A 17,534-nucleotide genomic window follows, 5' to 3' on the forward strand; every position below is an offset into this window, starting at 1 on the left:
ATGTCAGACCGGCGTTCCGCGCCGTGCACGGAAGAACGTCCGCAAGGCGAGCGCGGACTCGTCGGCGAGGGGGCCGCGCTCGGACAGGGGGCGCCAGTGGAGCGTCGGCTGGTCGAACAGCCTCGGCCCATGGACGACGGCGCCGCCCTTCGGGTCGTCGGCGGCCCAGACGACGCGTCCGATGCGGGCGTGCGACATCGCTCCGGCGCACATGGCGCAGGGCTCCAGCGTCACATACAGGGTCAGGCCGGTGAGGCGGTAGTTGCCGGTCGCGGCGGCGGCGGCGCGCATCGCGACGACCTCGGCGTGGGCCGTCGGGTCCTGGCTTGAGACGGGAGCGTTGGCGCCCGTCCCGACGACCTGTCCGGTCGCTTCGTCGACGACGACGGCGCCCACGGGGACCTCACCTGCGTTCGCCGCCGCTTGCGCGAGGTCCAGCGCCATGCGCATGAACCGCTCATCATGGTCCGCCATACCGACGACAACGACAAGAAGCCCCGCCCGCGTCAAGCCGGCGGCAAGTTCGACGACCGCAAGGGCCCGCCCCGCGCGGGCAGGCCCGGCAGCAAGCCGGGCGCGCCAGGGCGTGAGGCGCACCCCGGCAAGCCGGGCGCCGCCAGGCCCGAGGAGGCCCCGAAGCGCAGCGAGCGCATCGCCAAGGCCATGGCGCGCGCGGGCATCGCCAGCCGCCGCGAGGTCGAGCGCCTGATCGGCCTCGGCAAGGTGGCCGTGAACGGCAAGATCCTGGACACGCCCGCCGTGCTGGTGACCCGCGACGACGTCATCACGGTCGACGGCAAGCCGATCGGCTCGGCCCAGGCCACCCGGGTCTGGCGCTATCACAAGCCCGCCGGCCTGGTGACCAGCCACAACGATCCGCAGGGGCGGCCGACGGTGTTCGACGCCCTGCCCAACGGCCTGCCGCGCGTGATCTCGGTCGGGCGTCTGGACCTCAACACCGAGGGCCTGCTGCTGCTGACCAACGACGGCGAGCTGAGCCGGGCGCTGGAGCTGCCGTCGACCGAGCTCGTGCGCCAGTACCGGGCACGGGCGCGCGGGCGCGTGACGCAGACGCAGCTGGACGGACTGAAGGACGGCGTGACGGTGGACGGCGTCCGCTATGGCCCGATCGAGGCGACGCTGGACAAGGCGAAGGAGAAGGCCGAGGGCGACGGCAAGGGGCCGGCCAACCTCTGGATCAGCGTGGCGATCACCGAGGGCAAGAACCGCGAGGTCCGCAAGGTCCTGGAGAGCCTGGGCCTGACCGTGAACCGGCTGATCCGCCTGGCGTACGGGCCGTTCCAGCTCGGGACCTTGCCCGTGGGGTCCGTCGAGGAGGTGGGGCCGAGGGTGATCCGCGAACTGCTGGCCGAACACATCCGGCCGGAGAATCTGCCGACGGGGAACACGGTCGAGACGCCGGCGCCGATCCCGGGCCGCCGCAGCGCGGTTCCGATCGTCAAGGGCAAGTCGGGCTCGGCCATGTCGGATCCCTCGCGCAAGCCCAGCCGCGTGCGCGCGGCCGAGGCGGCGCAGACCGAGGCGGTGGAGCGTCGCTCCAGGCCGCCGAAGAAGCAGGGCTGGGCCAGGGCCGCGCCGAAGTTTGAGCATCCGAAGCGCGACTTCAAACCCCGCGCCCGCCCCGAGGCGGCCGAAGGCGCGACCGGCGAGCGTCCGAAGCGCCCCTTCAAACCGCGCGAGGACAAGGTGATCGGGCCCAAGTCGGAGACCTGGGCGCGGGACGGAAAACCGGCCGGGCGGCCGGGCCCCCGGAAGGACTTCAAGCCGCGTTCGGGCGCCGGCGCCGGCGCCGCGCCGCGCGGCGGGCCGGGACGGGCGGGGCCGGGCGGCGGCAAGCCACGTCCGGGCGGTGGATCACGCGGAGGGCGCTGAACCTTTCAGACGGGCGGCCAGGCGGGCGGCGCGTCGCAGGACGGTGACGGCCGTCAGCAGGACGACGACCGCCAGCGCCAGCCACAGGACGCCGCGGTCCCAGTCGGGCAGGGCGACCGCGCCGATCGCCGACAGGACGCAGCCGGCCGTCAGCGCGGCCATGCGGTGCGGCTTGGCCCCCGGCCCTGCGAAGTCGACGACGCCGGTGAGGGCGTGGCCCAGTTCGCGGACGTAGGCCGTGAGCACCGCCAGCACGGCGGCGCTCCATCCGAGGACCGGGCCGAACGCGGGATCGTAGTGCCGCAAGGCATAGCCCGCGCCGATCAGGAACAGGGCGTCGGCGACGCGGTCGGGCAGCTCGTTCCAGATGGGGCCCAGGGCGCCGCCGCGGCCGTGCTCGACCGCCACCATGCCGTCCAGCAGGTTGGCCAGCAGGCGCAGCTGGATGGTGAGTCCCGCCAGCAGCAGCCAGCCGGCGCGGGCGGCGCCCGCGGCGTCCGCCGACTGCCAGAAGGCGGCGAAGCCGACGGCGGCGAACAGCAGGCTGGAGGCCGAGATCAGGTCGGGCGCAACGCCCATGCGGGCCAGAACGGCGGCGGCGGCGCGCGCCCAGCCGGTCCCGCGCGACTTCAGGGGGCGTCGGCTGTCGGTCATTTCCGCTCCAGGCTGAGGGCGTAGGCGAAGGCGTAGACCGTGGAGACGGTCCAGGGAACGGCGATGGTGGCCAGGACCTCCGGCGTCCCGACGGCCATGTGGACGCCGGTCAGCAGGCCCGCGACGGTGAGGCAGCTGGCCACCGGCGGCACCAGCCGGGCGCCAGGGCCGGTCAGGCGGGCGTGGGCCCATTCCAGCCAGCGCTTGATCAGCAGGGTGATCAGTCCCGACAGGGCGCCTTGCGCGACGAAGGCCGTCGCCATCGCCGCGGCCCCGTGATCGCGATTGGCGAAGGCCGCCCAGCCGCCCATGGCCACCACGGCGAAGGCGACATGGGCCACGGTCGAGCGAATAGGGGTCGTCGGGGCGGGCGGCTGCGCCATAATGGGTCCGGGCCTGATTCCGGGAGCAGTCTAGGCGATGAGCGACCTGCTGACAGCGGGATTGGGAGAGGTCCGGCCGCCGCTGTTGTGGGGGTTCGCCGGGCTGGCCGTCGTGCTGGTCGTCGCCTCGCTGGCCGTTCTGTTCCTGCAGAAGACCAAACCGGACCGGGACTGGACCGAGCTGCGGCTCCGGGTGCAGTCGTGGTGGGGCATGATCGCGGTCGTCGCCCTTGCGCTGGCGCTGGGCTGGGCGGCCATTACGGTGCTGTTCGCGGCCGTCTCGTTCGTGGCGCTGAGAGAGATCCTGTCGCTGGCGCCGCTGCGGCGCGAGGACCGGCTGATCGTGCTGTGGGCCTATCTGACCGTGCCGCTGACCTACGGTCTGGTCGCGCTGGACCAGTACCGCATCTACCTGGTGGCCATTCCGGTCTGGTTCTTCCTGGTGACGCCGTTCCTGATGGCGATCGCCGGCCAGACGCGGGCCTATCTGGCGACGGTGGCGACGATCACCTGGGCGGTCATCGTCTGCGTCTTCAATCTGGCGGTTCTGCCGCTGCTGATGAAGGTCCCGGCCGAAGAGGCCCCGGCGGGGGCGGCGGGGCTGGTGTTCCTGCTGCTGCTGACGACGGAAGCCAATGACGTCTTCCAGTTCCTGTGCGGCAAGGCGTTCGGCCGGCGCAAGATCCTGCCGACGGTCAGTCCGAACAAGACCTGGGAGGGGTTCGTCGGGGGCTGGATCCTGACGGCGGCGGCCTTCTGGCTGCTGGCGCCGGTCTTCACGCCGCTGAGCGTCTGGCAGGCGGCGGTGATGGCGGCGCTGCTTCCGGTCGCGGGCTTCGCGGGCGACGTGACCATGAGCGCGGTCAAGCGCGACCTGGGCGTCAAGGACACCAGCCGGCTGATCCCCGGCCACGGCGGCCTGCTGGACCGGATCGACAGCCTGACCTTCACCGCTCCCCTGTTCTTCCACCTCGTGGCCTACTATGCGCTCACCCCCTACTGAGCCCGGAGAGGCGGCGCGGCCGCACAGCTGGCTGCGGCAGGCGTTCCTGACGGCTCTGGCGGCGCCCGCGGTCCGGTTCCTGACCGGCATGGACGTGGTCGGGCGTGAACGCCTGCCGCGGACGGGCCCCGCCATCATCGCGGCCAACCACGCCAGCCACATGGACGCCTTCATGCTGCTGAGCCTGTTTCCGGCGAAGACGCTGGCCAAGGTGCGGCCGGTGGCGGCGGCGGACTACTTCCTGGCCAACCCCGCGATCAGTTGGGTGTCGCTGAACCTGATCGGCATCAGCCCGATCTCGCGCAAGGTGAAGCGGGGCGAGGACGTGCTGGCGCCGGCGCGGCGCGCGCTGGAGCGGGGCGAGATCATCCTGGTCTTCCCGGAGGGCACGCGCGGCTCGGGGCAGGGCATGGGGGACCTGAAGGGCGGGGTCGCGCGGCTGGCGGAGGCCTGGCCGGCGGCGCCGGTGATCCCGATCTGGATCCAGGGCGCGGACCGGGTTCTGCCCAAGGGCGCGCGGACGCCGGTGCCGATGAACTGCACCGCGCTGGTCGGCGAGCCGCTGGTCTGGGAAGAGGGGCAGGACCGGCCGGGGTTCACCGCCGCGCTGCGCGAGCGGCTGGAAGCGCTGGCGGCCAGCGCGCCGCCGCAGAAGTGGAGTTGAGATGCGGATCGTCGCGGGATCGCTGAAGGGCCGGGCCATCGTCGCGCCGGAGGGGCAGGGCACCCGCCCGACCAGCGACCGCGCGCGGCAGGCGATCTTCAACATCCTGGAGCACGCGCCGTGGGCCGAGGGCCTGCAGGACCAGCGGGTCATCGACCTGTACGCGGGGTCGGGCGCGCTGGGCTATGAGGCGCTGAGCCGAGGGGCGGCGTTCGCCCTGTTCGTGGAGACGGACGACGCGGCGCGGGGCGCGATCCGCGAGAACATGGACGCCTATGGCCTGTTCGGGCGCAGCCGGGTGCACCGCAGGAGCGCGACGGACCTGGGGGCGCGGCCGGGGTCGGCGGGCGAGGCCTTCACCCTGGCCTTCCTGGACCCGCCGTACCGGCAGGGACTGGGCGAGCAGACGCTGGCGCGGCTGCTGGAGGGCGGCTGGCTGGCGCCCGGGGCCATCGTGGTGTTCGAGCGCGGCGTCGATGAACCGGACATCGAGACGCCCGGCTATGAGCGGCTGGACGCGCGCGACTGGGGGGCCGCGCGCGTCCTTTTCCTGCGGGCCCTACCAGCGCCGGGCTGAGACGCGGTTGTCCAGCTGGCTGCGCATGCGGGCCAGGCCGGCGCGGTTGACGCGATAGGGGCCGCCGCCGCGGCTGGCGATCAGCCCCTTGGTCTTCAGCTTCTTCCAGACCGACAGGGTGCAGTCGGTCAGCAGCAAGCCGTCGCGGGTCCAGCAGAGGGCCGCCAGCACGCGGCCGTCGGCGTCGCGTTCCAGCACGATGCCGCCGCCCTGGGCGAGGCAGTGAAGCGTGCGCTGTTCCGCACGGGAGATGTTCATTTGAGGATTGTCCGAATGGCGTGACGGGTCGCTCCGGCGCGCGGGCCGGAGGGCGGGTCAGAGGCTCTTCACAGGCTTGCTGCGAGGCCTCAGGCCTGTCGCGCAATCTCGGACATGGACTTCCTGTCGGGCGGAATGCCCGGGGAGACGCGGGATATGGCACAGGCGGCGGTTTCGGGCCAGTCTGGGCGCATGACCCGCATCGACCGCCGCGCCTTCCTGACCGCCGCCGCCGCGCTGGGCGCGTGCGCGCCGCCCCCGAGGGAAGCCGGTCCCGGCGACTGGGAGGTCTTCCCGGAGACGGCCGTCGGCTGGGACGGCTGGCCCGCCATGCCGTGGGCGGTGCAGGAGATCTACGCCGCCGTCTGGGACGGGCGCATCGCCACGGCGGGCGGGCTGAAGTCCGTGCAGGGGCAGCCGCTTCACATCGAGGACCGGCTGGCGCTGTTCGACCCGTCGCGGATGAGCTGGAGCGAAGGGCCGCGCCTGCCGGCGCCCCGGCATCATCCCATGATGGTCGCGTCGGGAGAAACCCTGTGGGCGATCGGCGGCTACGGCCGGTCCGACGCAGGCGAGTGGACCAACGCCGCCGAGGTCTGGTCGCTGACGCCCGGCGCGACGGCGTGGGCCGACGGACCGGCCCTGCCCGTGCCGCAGGCCGAGGCGGTGGGCCTGAGCCACGGCGGGCGGGTGCATCTGGTGACGGGCAGATCGCCGGGCGGGGCGGCCAACGGCGGGTGGAACGATCAGGCCGACGTCGACCGGCATCTGGTGCTGGCCGACGGGCGGTGGGAGACGGCGCGGCCGTGCCCGATGGCGCGCAACAGCGCGGCGGGCGCCGTGCTGGACGGGGCGCTGTGGATCGCGGGCGGGCGCACGGTGAGCGGCGGCGGCACGGGGCGGCTGGACCGGTACGACCCCGTCGCCGACCGGTGGGACACCCTGGCGCCCATTCCCCGGTCCGGGGCGTCGGGACAGCAGGTCGGCGGCGGACTGGCGCTGGTCGCGCTTCCCGGACGGCTGGTCGCGTTCGGGGGCGAGTGGTTCCGGCCCCGCGCGGAAGGCGGCGGGGGCGGGGTCTTCGCCGAGACCTGGGTCTACTCGGTCGGCCGCGACGTGTGGGAGCGCGGGCCGGACATGCAGACGCCGCGCCACGGGCTTGCGGCGGTGGAGTGGCACGGCCGGGTGGTGGCCGTCGGCGGCGGGGACGTGGTCTCGGGCGGCAACGCCACGGGCGTGGTGGAGGCGTGGACGCCGTCGCCGTGGCGCTGAGCTCGCCGCGCTAGCGTCGGCCGGCCTGTTCCGACATCCGCGCCACGTAGGCGTCGGTGCAGGCCTCACCATTCGGCATGGTGGCGACCAGCCCGCGCGGCGCCTCGATGTAGCCGCTGCCGAGGCTGAGCAGCTTGCGCTCCGTGCCCGGGGCGATCAGCGCCGAATACCAGGAAGAGCCGGCGTTCTTGTAGCCGACGCACACCGGCTCGTCGCCGGAGTTGAAGCCCCACAGTTCCCGGGTCTGGTAGTTGGGATCCATCCAGTCGGGCTGAACGATCCGCACCTCCACGCCCATGCCGGGGTCCAGATAGCCGAGGCTGTGCCGGCTGATGACGGTGGGACCGCAGGCCGTGGTCAGGCCGGCGGCGGTCAGGATCAGCAGGGCGCGGGCTGTGCGCATGGTCGAGTCTCCCCTCTCGTTTCGCGCCCTGAGGATGTCGCGACGAACGCGGCCGTCAAGCCGTCGGAAACTCGCGGTTTCTGACGGAGGGGCTCAGTCGGCCAGCCGGTCCGCGATGGCGCGGGCGGCGGCGGAGACGTCGGCCCAGGCGGTCTCGAAACCGGCCTCGTCGCCGAACCAGGGGTCGGCCACGGCCTGACCCGCGCGGCCCGGGACCCAGTCGAGCAGCAGGCTGAGTTGCGCCGTGGCGTCGGCGGGAGCGAGGGCGCGCAGGTTCGCCAGGTTCTCGTGGTCCAAGGCGATCACATGGTCGAAGCGGCGGAAGTCGTCGGGACTCACCTGCCGGGCCCGCAGGCCGGAGACGTCCACCCCGTGCCGCCGCGCCGTCGCCTGCGCCCGCCGATCCGGCGCCTCCCCCGCGTGCCAGTCGCCCGTGCCGGCGGAGTCGACGGTCAGGTCCAGCCCGCGCCGCGCCGCCTCGGCGCACAGCGCGCCCTCCGCGAGCGGAGAGCGACAGGTGTTGCCGAGGCAGACGAAGAGGAGGGAGGGCATGCTCAGAGTTTGGGGCGCTTTCCGAAGCCGTTGGTCCTGAAATCGAGACCGCATCTCGCGCAGTGGCGGTTCGGGATCGGACTGTTCCGTTGCACGCCGAATGCGGGCTCGTCCTCAGTCCGCCAGGTGCTGAAGCCGCAGGCGGGACAGCGAAGCAGGAATAGGCCTATGACGTATCCTGAAACGGCGACGACGCCGAGGAGCGGCTGACGGGGAGCAAGAAGGACCCAGACGGCCAGCACCGGCAAGAATGCCGCCATGTAGAGGCCGGTCGCCAGCCTGATGTTCATTGCGTGCCTCACCGCCTCCCGAACAACCGTTCCAGGTCGGCCAGCTTCAGCTCCACGTAAGTCGGCCTTCCGTGGTTGCACTGGCCGGAGTGCGGCGTCGCTTCCATCTGCCTCAGCAGGGCGTTCATCTCGGGCGCGCTGAGCACCCGCCCGGCGCGGACGGAGCCGTGGCAGGCCATGGTGCCGCAGACCTCGGCCATGCGCTCCTTCAGGCTGAGGGCCGCGCCGTGTTCGGCCAGGTCGTCGGCGATGTCGCGGATCAGGCCCTGGACGTCGGTGTCTCCGAGCAGGGCCGGGGTCTCGCGCACCAGGACGGCGCCGCCGCCGAAGGGTTCGACGATCAGGCCCAGCTCGGCCAGTTCGTCGGCGCGGGCGACGACGCGGTCGGCCTCGACGGGGTCGAGCTCGACCACCTCCGGCGTCAGCAGGGCCTGACGGGTGACGGCGCCGGTCGCCATCTGGGCCTTCATCCGCTCATAGACCAGCCGCTCGTGCGCCGCGTGCTGGTCGACCACGACCAGGCCGTCGCGGGTCTGGGCGACGATGTAGGTTCCGTGCAGCTGGGCGCGGGCGGCGCCGAGGGGGAAGTCGAGCTCGGAGGGGTAGGCGGCAGGAGTAGGCGGTAGGGCGGCCTGACCCGGTTCGACGCGGGCGCTGCGCTCCTCAAGGCCGGGGATGATCTGGGGGGCGGGGCGGGGCGCGTCCCAGCCGGTCCAGCCGCTGAAGCCGGCGGCGCTGGGAGGCGGGCGGTGGCCGGGCGCCTGGTGGGCGGTGAACCCCGCCAGCGCGTCCGCCGCGACCGTGGTCGAGGCCCGGTGGCCGGCCCCGGCGAGCGCGTGACGCAGGGCGCCGACGATCAGACCGCGGACCAGGGCGGGGTCGCGGAAGCGGACCTCGGCCTTGGCCGGGTGCACGTTGACGTCGACCTGCAGCGGATCGAGGTCCAGGAACAGGGCCGCGGCCGGGTGGCGGTCGCGGGCCAGGAAGTCGGCGTAGGCGCCGCGGATGGCGCCGTGCAGCAGGCGGTCCTTCACCGGGCGGCCGTTGACGAACAGGAACTGGTGCGCGGCATTGCCCCGCGAATAGGTGGGCAGGCCGGCATAGCCCGAGAGGCGCAGGCCCTCGCGCGTCTGGTCGATCAGCAGCGCATTCGCCTCGAAGTCGCGACCCAGCAGGGCGGCGAGGCGGCGCAGGCGACCCTCGTCGCCTTTCGCTTCGGCGGGCAGGCGCAGCACGGCGCGGCCGTCCAGCAGCAGGGTGAAGGCGACGGCCTCGTGCGCCATGGCCTGACGCTTGATCTCTTCGGTGATGGCCATGGCCTCGGCACGGGCCGACTTCATGAACTTCAGCCGGGCGGGGGTGGCGTAGAACAGGTCGCGCACCTCGACCCGCGCGCCGTGCGGGGCGGGGAAGGGGGCGGGGGCCGGGCCGACGGCCGCGCCGCCGTTGACCTGCATGGCCCAGGCCTCGTCTCCCGCCGTGCGGGCGGTCAGCGACAGGCGGGCGACCGAGCCGATGGAGGGCAGGGCCTCGCCGCGGAAGCCCAGGGTGAAGATCCGCAGCAGGTCGACGTCGCCGGCGTCGTCGGGCTCCAGCTTCGAGGTCGCGTGGCGCTCGACCGCCAGCGGCAGCTCGTCGCGCGGTATGCCCTTGCCGTCGTCGGCCACCAGGATGCGCGACAGGCCGCCGCCGTCGGCGTGGATCTCGATGGATGTGGCGCCGGCGTCGATGGCGTTCTCGACCAGCTCCTTCACCGCGCCGGCCGGGCGGTCGATCACCTCGCCGGCGGCGATGCGGTTGACGGTCTCGGGCGAGAGGCGGCGGATGGGCATGGGACGCCCAAGATAGGCGCGTCGGACGGGATTCGTCAGTGCGGCCGGATCAGGCCTCGGCCAGGGCCGCGCGGCGGGCCTCGCGGCGGGCCTCGATGCGGCTCCAGATCCGGTCGTGGACGGTGAAGAAGACCGTCTGGACCAGCGGCTCGATGACGCCGATGGCCAGGGCCACCTTCCAGTTCTGGGTCAGGGCATAGGCGACGGCCACCGCCACGGTGAAGTGCATGACGCCATAGGTGACGGTCTTCAGCGCGATCTGCTTGAACGAGGTCGGCAGGGCGTGACTGTGGCCGTGGTGGGCGCGGTTCTGCTCCTCGATCGACATGACCTCGAGGCGGGCGGTGAAGGCCTCGGACGCCTCCTCCAGCCCGGACAGCATCCGCCGCCGCTCGATGCGGTGCCAGACGCGGTCGTGGATCGAATAGGCGATGGTCTGGAAGAAGGGCTCGACCAGACCCACGGCCAGCGCCAGACGCCAGTCGCGCGTGATGGCGAAGGCGACCAGGATGGCCACCACCAGGTGCATGACGCCGTAGCTCGCGATCTTGAGCGCGAGGTTGCGGGCGGTCGAGATGAGCAACTTGACCATACAGTTCCGAAAATCGTGTCGCGACCGCCGCCGCGCAAGGCAATTTTTCTCGTCGGACAGATAGCTCGTCCGAAGCCCTTGCGGTTCCACGGCCGCGGCGGTTATACGCGGCCCGCAAAACGGAGGCTCCTCATGGAGATTCGCGAAGGGCTCACCTTCGACGATGTTTTGCTCGAACCCGGCCCGTCCGAGATCATGCCCGCCGACGCGGACGTCTCGACGCGCCTGACCCGCGACATCAAGCTGAACATCCCGCTGCTGTCGTCCGCCATGGACACGGTGACCGAGGCGCGTCTGGCCATCGCCATGGCGCAGGCGGGAGGGCTGGGGGTCATCCACCGCAACCTGACCGTCGACGAGCAGGCCGAGCAGGTCCGCCAGGTCAAGCGCTATGAGAGCGGCATGGTGGTGAACCCGGTGACGGTGCACCCCGACACCACCCTGGGTGAGGTGCGCGAGATCGTGGCGCGCAAGAAGATCAGCGGCTTCCCCGTGGTGGACCGGACGACCGGCAAGCTGGTCGGCATGCTGACCAACCGCGACATGCGCTTCGAGAGCGACCCGAACCGCAAGGCCGCGGACCTGATGACCACGGGCGAGCTGGTCACCCTGCGCGAGGGCGCGGGCAAGGAGGCCGCGCGCGAGCTGCTGCGCACCCGCAAGATCGAGCGGGTCATCGTGGTGGACGAGGATCACCGCGCCGTCGGCCTGATCACCATGAAGGACATCGAGAAGGCCCAGGCCTTCCCCAACGCGGCCAAGGACGACCAGGGCCGCCTGCTGGTCGGCGCGGCCTCGACCGTGGGCGACAGCGGGTTCGAGCGGGCGATGGCGCTGGCCGACGCGGGCGCCGACGTGGTGGTCATCGACACCGCCCACGGCCACTCCGCCCAGGTGGCCAGGGTGGTCGAGCGCATCAAGCGCGAGAACAACCGGCTTCAGATCGTGGCCGGCAACATCGCCACCTATGACGCCGCGCGCGCCCTGATCGACGCGGGCGCGGATGCGGTGAAGGTGGGCATCGGGCCGGGCAGCATCTGCACCACCCGCATCGTCGCCGGCGTGGGGGTGCCCCAGCTGACGGCGATCATGGAGGCGACGCGGGCGGCGAAGGAGTCGGGCGCGCCGGTCATCGCCGACGGAGGGATCAAGTATTCGGGCGACCTGGCCAAGGCCATCGCGGCGGGCGCGTCGGTCGCCATGATGGGCTCGATGTTCGCGGGCACCGACGAGGCGCCGGGCGAGGTCTTCCTTTACCAGGGCCGCAGCTACAAGAGCTATCGCGGCATGGGCTCGGTGGGGGCGATGGGCGCGGGCAGCGCCGACCGCTACTTCCAGAAGGAGGTCGAGACCCAGAAGCTGGTGCCCGAGGGCATCGAGGGCCAGACGCCCTACAAGGGCCCGATCGCGCCCGTGCTGCACCAGATGGTCGGCGGACTGCGCGCGGCCATGGGCTACGTCGGCGCCGGGACGATCCGGGAGCTGCAGGAGCGCGCGCGGTTCGTGCGCATCACCGGGGCCGGCCTGCGCGAAAGCCACGTCCACGACGTGATGATCACGCGCGAGGCGCCGAACTATCGGCAGGGGTGAGGGGAGCAGAGGACGATGGACATGGCGCCGGACCTGATCCTTCTGGCCTTCACCCTGATCCTGGCGCTGGTCCAGATCGCGGCCGCGGGCCTGGCGCGCACCGCGGAACTGGGCGCCAAGTGGAACGCCGGGCCGCGGGACGGCGAGACGCCGCCGCCGGGCAAGCTGGCCGCGCGTCTGATGCGGGCGCAGGCCAACCTGTTCGAGACCCTGCCGCTGTTCATCGGCGCGGTGTTGATCGCCCACGTGGCGGACAAGGCCGGGCCCCTGACGTACTGGGGCGCGCATCTCTATTTCTTCGGGCGCGTGATCTACCTGCCCCTATATGCGCTGGGCGTGCCCTACGTGCGCTCGCTGGTCTGGCTGGTCGCGACCGGCGGCCTGGTGATGATCATCGCCGCCCTGTTCGCCTGATCGGAGACTCGTGACCCCTTCCGCCCGCCTCGCCGCCGCCGCCTCGGTCCTGGACTCGATCGCCCAGGGGCGCCAACCGGCCGAGGCCGTGCTGAAGGCCTGGGGCGCGGCCAACCGCTATGCCGGGTCCAAGGATCGCCGGGCCATCGCCGACCGGGTCTACAAGGTGCTGCGCGCGCGCGGACGGCTGTCGTGGATCATGGGCGGACGCGAGGACGGGCGGGCGCTGGTGATCGGCTCGCTGGCGGCGCTGGACGGGCTGACGCTGGAAGAGATCGAGGCGCTGCATTCCGGCGACGGCTATGGCCCTCGCCCGCTGTCGAAGCAGGAGCGCAGCCGGATCACGGCCGGCGAGGGCGATCTGCCGGGGTGGGTGCAGGCGGGTCTGCCGGAGTTCGTGGTCGAGGACTTCAAGGCCACCTTCGGCGACCGCTGGACGGAGGAGGCGCGCGAACTGATGCAGCCCCGCGCGCCGATCGACCTGCGGGTCAACCTGGCCAGGGCGACGGTCGACCAGGTCGAGGCGGAGCTGATCGAGGCGGGCCTGCAGCCCTCGCGGACGCCGGGCTCGCCGGTCGGCCTGAGGCTGGCGTCGGAGCCGCCGCCGAACGTGCAGGCGCTGGAGGCCTTCAAGTCGGGCCGCATCGAGATCCAGGACGAGGGCAGCCAGATCGTCTGCGCTCTGGCCGGCGCGGCGCCGGGCCTGACCGTGGTCGACTACTGCGCCGGCGGCGGCGGCAAGACGCTGGGGCTGGCGGCGGCGTTGGAGGGCCAGGGCACGCTGGTCGCCTCGGACGTCGTGGCCAAACGGCTCGAAAACATCCGGCCCAGGCTCGCGCGCGCGAGCGTCGAGGCGGAGCTGCGGCTGATCGGGCAGAACGGCGGCGGGATGGAGGACCTGAACGGGCAGGCCGATCTGGTCTTCGTCGACGCGCCGTGCAGCGGCTCCGGCACCTGGCGGCGGCGGCCCGAGGACGCGTGGCGGCTGACGGCGGAGGAGGTCGAGCGGCTGCATGCCCTGCAGGTGCGCATTCTGGATCAGGCGGCCAAGCTGGTGAAGCCGGGCGGGCGTCTGGCTTACGTGACCTGTTCGATGCTGAGTCGAGAGAACGAGGCCAGCGCCGACGCCTTCGAGACCGCGCATCCCGAGTTCGCCCCGGTCGGTGCGCGGCGCCGCCTGTCGCCCGCCGCGACGAACACCGACGGCTTCTTCTTCGCCCTGTACGAACGGACCCCATGACCGACCACCAGAAAGTCCTGATCGTCGACTTCGGCAGCCAGGTGACGCAGCTGATCGCGCGGCGGCTGCGCGAGGCCAAGGTCTATTGCGAGATCCATCCCTACGCGAAGGCGGAAGCCGCGATGGCGGCGATGAACCCCGCCGCGATCATCCTGTCCGGCGGGCCGGAGAGCGTGCACGAGGAAGGCAGCCCGCGCGCGCCGGAGTCGGTGTTCACGGCCGGGGTGCCGGTGCTGGGCATCTGCTACGGCGAGATGACGATGTGCGAGCAGCTGGGCGGCAAGGTCGAGGGCGGCCATCACCGCGAGTTCGGGCGGGCTGCGATCACGGTGCAAAAGGCCTCGCCGCTCCTGGAAGGGCTGGCGGGCGTCGGCGAGGACGAGCCGGTGTGGATGAGCCACGGCGACAAGATCACGGCCATCCCCGACGGCTTCGACGTCATCGCCACCTCGCCGGGGTCGCCCTATGCGGTGATCGGCGACGAGAAGAGACGCTTCTACGGCATTCAATTCCATCCGGAAGTCATGCACACACCCCGCGGCGACCGGATGCTGCGCAACTTCACCCACGGCATCGCGGGACTGAAGGGCGACTGGACCATGGCGGCCTATCGCGAGGAGAAGATCGCCCAGATCCGCGAGCAGGTCGGCGACGCCAAGGTGATCTGCGGCCTGTCGGGCGGGGTCGACAGCTCGGTGGCGGCGGTGCTGATCCACGAGGCGATCGGCGACCAGCTGACCTGCGTCTTCGTGGACACCGGCCTGCTGCGCAAGGACGAGGCGACGCAGGTCACGACCCTGTTCCGGGATCACTACAACATCCCGCTCATTCACGTCGACGCATCGAAGGAATTCCTCGGCGCTCTGGCGGGGCAGTCCGATCCGGAGACCAAACGGAAGACCATCGGTCGGGTCTTCATCGAGGTGTTCGACCGTGAGGCGCAGAAGATCGAGGGCGCGGAGTTCCTGGCCCAGGGGACGCTGTATCCCGACGTGATCGAGAGCGTGTCGTCGTCCAGCGGCAAGGCGCACGTGATCAAGAGCCACCACAACGTCGGCGGCCTGCCGGACTACATGAAGCTGAAGCTGGTCGAGCCGCTGCGCGAACTGTTCAAGGACGAGGTGCGGGCGCTGGGCCGCGAGCTGGGCCTGAGCGACGCCTTCGTGGGACGGCATCCGTTCCCGGGGCCGGGCCTGGCCATCCGCATCCCCGGCGAGATCACGCCGGACGCGGTGGCGACCCTGCAGGAGGCGGACGCCATCTATCTGGACGAGATCCGCAAGGCGGGGCTGTACGACAAGATCTGGCAGGCGTTCGCCGTGCTGCTGCCGGTCAAGACCGTCGGCGTCATGGGCGACGCGCGGACCTATGAGAAGGTGCTGGCCCTGCGGGCCGTCACCTCGACCGACGGCATGACGGCGGACTTCTTCGAGTTTCCGTGGGACGTGCTGGGCCGTACCGCCACGCGCATCGTCAACGAGGTGCGCGGCGTGAACCGCGTCGTTTACGACGTGACGTCGAAACCGCCGGGCACGATCGAGTGGGAGTGATCCCGGTCAGTCGGTGAAGACCGGCCGGCGTTTCCGCACATTGGCCATGACCGCCTCCATCTGGTTGGGCGTGGCGATCAGGGCGGTCTGTTCGACGCTTTCGGCCATCAGAATCCGGTCGGCGCCGGCGTCGCGGGACAGGTTGGCCAGGCGCTTGGCGGCGCGGACGGCGTCGGGGTTGCGGGCCGCGATCTGGCGGGCCAGCGCCACGGCCTCGGCGTGCGGGTCGTCGGCGAGGCGGGTGACCAGGCCCAGCGCGACGCCTTCTTCGCCCGAGAACTCCCGCGCCGTGTAGATCAGCTCGCGCAGCACGTCGTCGCGGACCAGACCGCGCCACAGGGCGAAGCCGGCCATGTCGGGCACGATGCCCCACTTCATCTCCATGACCGACAGGCGCGCGTCGCGGCGGGCGATGCGGACGTCGGCGCCGGAGAAGACCTGGAGTCCGCCGCCGAAGATCACGCCATGGCCCGCGGCGATGACCGGCACGGGCAGGTCGCGCCAGCCCCAGGCGGTCTGCTGGAACAGGTTGGCCAGGCCGTGGGTGCGGGAGACGACGTCCAGCCCGGCGCCGGCCAGCCCGCCCATGGTCGCCTTGTCCAGCCCGGCGCAGAAGCCGCGCCCCTCGCCCGAGAGCACCACCGCGCGCAGGCCCGGCGTCGCCGCCAGCCGGGCGGGCGCGTCGGCCAGCGCCTCGAGCATCGGCATGTCGAGCGCGTTGAGCTTGTCGGGCCGGCTGAGCCGCACGTCGGCGACGCCGTCGGCGAAGGTGATGCTCACGCGTTGGGTCATGGCGGTCTCCGGGATGCCGACGATTCGTACCGGGCTGACCGCGGGGAACGCCAGAGGCGCGGCCAAGCCTTGCCCTGCGGCGCGACCCACGGCAGGACGAGCCCATGATCACCCTTTACGGCATCCCCAACTGCGACAACGTCAAGAAGGCCCGCGTCTGGCTGGACAACCGCGGCACGGCGTTCGCCTTCCACGACTACAAGAAGGCGGGCGTCGACGAGGCGGTTCTGCGGGGCTGGGTCGCGGCGCACGGGTGGGAGACGGTGCTCAACCGCAAGGGGACGACGTTCCGGGCGCTGCCCGATGCGGACAAGACCGGACTGGACGCCGACAAGGCCGTCGCGCTGATGCTGGCGCAGCCGTCGATGATCAAGCGGCCGGTGCTGGCGCTCGAGGACGGGCGGACGCTGGTCGGGTTCGATCCGGCGGCGTGGGGCGCGGCGCTGGGCTGAGGCTCAGCCCTCGACGTCGGTGGCGGGCCGGTCGTGGCCGTCGGCGCGTTCGGTGACCCACTGGCCGTCGGCGGTCTCGTATTCGATCCAGGCGGTGCGGTCGGCGACGCGCTGCTCGCGGGCTGCGCGTTCGGCGGCGGCCCGCGCGGCGTCGTGGCTCGGGAAGGTCTCGGAGAAGGTGTCGCCGAGGCGATAGGCCCAGCCGCCGTCGTGCTGGACGATGCGATAGGTGACTTCGGTCATGGGCGCTCCGGGGCTCGGGATTTCAGGCGGACGACGGCTTCCACCGCATAATGGTCCGATGGCCACACGCCGTCGACGTCCTGCGTGCCGGTGACGTGGGCGGACACGACGTCGAAGGCGTCCCGCTCGACGAAGACGTGGTCGATGACGCGGGCCGCGTGGCCCTCGTGGGTGTTGAGGGTCGTCGGCGCGGCGCCGGCGGGCAGGGCGCTGACGAAGCGGGGCGAAGCGGCGAGCCCGGCCAGGCCTGGGTCCTCCAGCGGGGCGTTGAAGTCCCCCATGACGATCAGGGGCGGGCCGCCCTCGCCGATCCAGCCGAGCAGATCCGCCGCCTGCCGCGCGCGGATGGCGGCGCCCTCGGCCGTGTGGTGGAAGTGGGTGTTGACGACGTCGACCGGACGCCCGTCGAAACCGACGCGGACGCGCAGCGCCGTGCGCCAGTCGTCAAGAGGCTCGAGCTTGCGGGCGGCGGTCTCGAGGATGGGCAGGCGGCTGAGGATGGCGTTGCCATAGCGGCGGGGCGCGCCTTCGGCGTCGGTCGACATGAAGCGCACCTCGTAGCCCCCGAGCGCGGCGGCGATCGTGTCGGCCTGGTTCGGCAGGCCCGTGGCCGCATCTTCCAGAACCTCCTGCAGGCCGATGACGTCGGAGTCGGCGGCGCGCAGGGTCTCGACGATCAGGGGCAGACGCGCGGGCCAGTCGTCGCGGTCGTGCCAGATGTTGAAGCTGGCGACGCGGAGGGGGCGCGAGGCGCCGGGCAGGGTGGCGCAAGCGGCCGCGGGCGCGGCGGCGAGGGCGGCGAGCAGGGCGCGACGGTGGATCATCGAGGTCTCCAATCGGCGCCCATCCTGCCGGTTCCGCCCGCCTTACGAAAGTTTCA

Annotated in this window: 22 protein-coding genes; 10 read left to right on the forward strand and 12 right to left on the reverse strand. The window is 72.1% G+C overall.

Annotated elements, in window-relative coordinates:
• Positions 1-3: 3 nt before the first annotated feature.
• Positions 4-450 (reverse strand): nucleoside deaminase, encoded by a 447-nt coding sequence (locus EFJ44_RS09730; RefSeq protein WP_125257453.1) that lies wholly within the window; start codon positions 448-450, stop codon positions 4-6.
• Between the two features lie 12 nt (positions 451-462).
• Between EFJ44_RS09730 and EFJ44_RS09735 the strand changes: the two genes are divergently transcribed.
• Complete coding sequence (locus EFJ44_RS09735; RefSeq protein ID WP_125257027.1) at positions 463-1,893, forward strand: pseudouridine synthase; 1,431 nt, start codon at positions 463-465, stop codon at positions 1,891-1,893.
• On the opposite strand, the gene EFJ44_RS09740 is transcribed toward EFJ44_RS09735, so the two are convergent.
• Positions 1,876-2,547 carry a CDP-alcohol phosphatidyltransferase family protein gene (locus tag EFJ44_RS09740; protein ID WP_125257028.1) on the reverse strand — a complete coding sequence of 224 codons (672 nt, stop codon included), beginning with the start codon at positions 2,545-2,547 and terminating at the stop codon, positions 1,876-1,878. The two genes, EFJ44_RS09735 and EFJ44_RS09740, sit on opposite strands and share 18 nt — an antisense overlap.
• Positions 2,544-2,930, reverse strand: a complete 387-nt coding sequence (locus tag EFJ44_RS09745; protein ID WP_125257029.1) for a hypothetical protein — start codon at positions 2,928-2,930, stop codon at positions 2,544-2,546. Before EFJ44_RS09745 ends, EFJ44_RS09740 begins: the two co-directional genes overlap by 4 nt.
• Positions 2,931-2,967: 37 nt before the next feature.
• Here EFJ44_RS09745 and EFJ44_RS09750 point away from each other — a divergent pair, with 37 nt between their 5' ends.
• Genes EFJ44_RS09750 through rsmD form a run of 3 tightly spaced genes read left to right on the forward strand, consistent with a single transcriptional unit; the run spans position 2,968 to position 5,174 of the window.
• Positions 2,968-3,933 carry a phosphatidate cytidylyltransferase gene (locus tag EFJ44_RS09750; protein WP_125257030.1) on the forward strand — a complete coding sequence of 322 codons (966 nt, stop codon included), beginning with the start codon at positions 2,968-2,970 and terminating at the stop codon, positions 3,931-3,933.
• Positions 3,914-4,597: a lysophospholipid acyltransferase family protein gene (locus EFJ44_RS09755; RefSeq protein ID WP_125257031.1), complete on the forward strand. Its 684-nt coding sequence runs from the start codon at positions 3,914-3,916 to the stop codon at positions 4,595-4,597. Before EFJ44_RS09750 ends, EFJ44_RS09755 begins: the two co-directional genes overlap by 20 nt.
• 1 nt (position 4,598) lies before the next feature.
• Entirely contained in the window at positions 4,599-5,174 is a 576-nt protein-coding gene (rsmD, locus tag EFJ44_RS09760) for a 16S rRNA (guanine(966)-N(2))-methyltransferase RsmD (RefSeq protein WP_125257032.1), read from the forward strand.
• On the opposite strand, the gene EFJ44_RS09765 is transcribed toward rsmD, so the two are convergent.
• Positions 5,157-5,432: a YjhX family toxin gene (locus EFJ44_RS09765; protein WP_125257033.1), complete on the reverse strand. Its 276-nt coding sequence runs from the start codon at positions 5,430-5,432 to the stop codon at positions 5,157-5,159. The two genes, rsmD and EFJ44_RS09765, sit on opposite strands and share 18 nt — an antisense overlap.
• Before the next feature lie 192 nt (positions 5,433-5,624).
• Between EFJ44_RS09765 and EFJ44_RS09770 the strand changes: the two genes are divergently transcribed.
• Positions 5,625-6,704 (forward strand): Kelch repeat-containing protein, encoded by a 1,080-nt coding sequence (locus tag EFJ44_RS09770; RefSeq protein ID WP_125257034.1) that lies wholly within the window; start codon positions 5,625-5,627, stop codon positions 6,702-6,704.
• A gap of 10 nt (positions 6,705-6,714) precedes the next feature.
• On the opposite strand, the gene EFJ44_RS09775 is transcribed toward EFJ44_RS09770, so the two are convergent.
• The 5 genes from EFJ44_RS09775 to EFJ44_RS09795 all read right to left on the reverse strand — a co-directional run bounded on the left by EFJ44_RS09775 (position 6,715) and on the right by EFJ44_RS09795 (position 10,373).
• Positions 6,715-7,107: a hypothetical protein gene (locus EFJ44_RS09775; RefSeq protein ID WP_125257035.1), complete on the reverse strand. Its 393-nt coding sequence runs from the start codon at positions 7,105-7,107 to the stop codon at positions 6,715-6,717.
• Between the two features lie 93 nt (positions 7,108-7,200).
• The gene (locus EFJ44_RS09780; protein ID WP_125257036.1) at positions 7,201-7,659 is read right to left on the reverse strand and encodes a low molecular weight protein-tyrosine-phosphatase; all 459 of its coding nucleotides are present in this window, start codon (positions 7,657-7,659) and stop codon (positions 7,201-7,203) included.
• 2 nt (positions 7,660-7,661) lie between these two features.
• Complete coding sequence (locus EFJ44_RS09785) at positions 7,662-7,949, reverse strand: hypothetical protein (RefSeq protein WP_125257037.1); 288 nt, start codon at positions 7,947-7,949, stop codon at positions 7,662-7,664.
• Between the two features lie 8 nt (positions 7,950-7,957).
• Positions 7,958-9,781, reverse strand: a complete 1,824-nt coding sequence (gene mutL / locus EFJ44_RS09790) for a DNA mismatch repair endonuclease MutL (RefSeq protein ID WP_125257038.1) — start codon at positions 9,779-9,781, stop codon at positions 7,958-7,960.
• 49 nt (positions 9,782-9,830) lie between these two features.
• Positions 9,831-10,373: a DUF2061 domain-containing protein gene (locus EFJ44_RS09795; RefSeq protein ID WP_125257039.1), complete on the reverse strand. Its 543-nt coding sequence runs from the start codon at positions 10,371-10,373 to the stop codon at positions 9,831-9,833.
• Positions 10,374-10,505: 132 nt separating this feature from the next.
• Here EFJ44_RS09795 and guaB point away from each other — a divergent pair, with 132 nt between their 5' ends.
• Genes guaB through guaA form a run of 4 tightly spaced genes read left to right on the forward strand, consistent with a single transcriptional unit; the run spans position 10,506 to position 15,167 of the window.
• Positions 10,506-11,963, forward strand: coding sequence for an IMP dehydrogenase (gene guaB / locus EFJ44_RS09800; protein ID WP_125257040.1), 1,458 nt, complete (start codon positions 10,506-10,508; stop codon positions 11,961-11,963).
• Positions 11,964-11,984: 21 nt separating this feature from the next.
• On the forward strand, positions 11,985-12,377 hold the full coding sequence (locus tag EFJ44_RS09805; protein WP_125257041.1) for an MAPEG family protein: 393 nt from the start codon (positions 11,985-11,987) through the stop codon (positions 12,375-12,377).
• Between the two features lie 10 nt (positions 12,378-12,387).
• On the forward strand, positions 12,388-13,617 hold the full coding sequence (locus EFJ44_RS09810; protein WP_125257042.1) for an RsmB/NOP family class I SAM-dependent RNA methyltransferase: 1,230 nt from the start codon (positions 12,388-12,390) through the stop codon (positions 13,615-13,617).
• Positions 13,614-15,167 (forward strand): glutamine-hydrolyzing GMP synthase, encoded by a 1,554-nt coding sequence (gene guaA / locus EFJ44_RS09815; RefSeq protein WP_125257043.1) that lies wholly within the window; start codon positions 13,614-13,616, stop codon positions 15,165-15,167. Before EFJ44_RS09810 ends, guaA begins: the two co-directional genes overlap by 4 nt.
• Before the next feature lie 6 nt (positions 15,168-15,173).
• Here guaA and EFJ44_RS09820 read toward each other — a convergent pair whose 3' ends face one another.
• Positions 15,174-15,959 carry a crotonase/enoyl-CoA hydratase family protein gene (locus tag EFJ44_RS09820; protein WP_125257044.1) on the reverse strand — a complete coding sequence of 262 codons (786 nt, stop codon included), beginning with the start codon at positions 15,957-15,959 and terminating at the stop codon, positions 15,174-15,176.
• Between the two features lie 104 nt (positions 15,960-16,063).
• Between EFJ44_RS09820 and EFJ44_RS09825 the strand changes: the two genes are divergently transcribed.
• Positions 16,064-16,411 (forward strand): ArsC family reductase, encoded by a 348-nt coding sequence (locus EFJ44_RS09825; RefSeq protein ID WP_125257045.1) that lies wholly within the window; start codon positions 16,064-16,066, stop codon positions 16,409-16,411.
• A 3-nt stretch (positions 16,412-16,414) separates the two neighbouring features.
• Here EFJ44_RS09825 and EFJ44_RS09830 read toward each other — a convergent pair whose 3' ends face one another.
• Together EFJ44_RS09830 and EFJ44_RS09835 are read right to left on the reverse strand one after the other, a co-directional pair.
• Complete coding sequence (locus tag EFJ44_RS09830) at positions 16,415-16,654, reverse strand: DUF2188 domain-containing protein (RefSeq protein ID WP_125257046.1); 240 nt, start codon at positions 16,652-16,654, stop codon at positions 16,415-16,417.
• Positions 16,651-17,478, reverse strand: coding sequence for an endonuclease/exonuclease/phosphatase family protein (locus tag EFJ44_RS09835; protein ID WP_125257047.1), 828 nt, complete (start codon positions 17,476-17,478; stop codon positions 16,651-16,653). The genes EFJ44_RS09830 and EFJ44_RS09835 overlap by 4 nt, the downstream gene beginning before the upstream one ends.
• Between the last annotated feature and the right edge of the window lie 56 nt (positions 17,479-17,534).

The organism is Brevundimonas fluminis (genome assembly GCF_003934285.1).
Lineage (GTDB): Bacteria > Pseudomonadota > Alphaproteobacteria > Caulobacterales > Caulobacteraceae > Brevundimonas > Brevundimonas fluminis.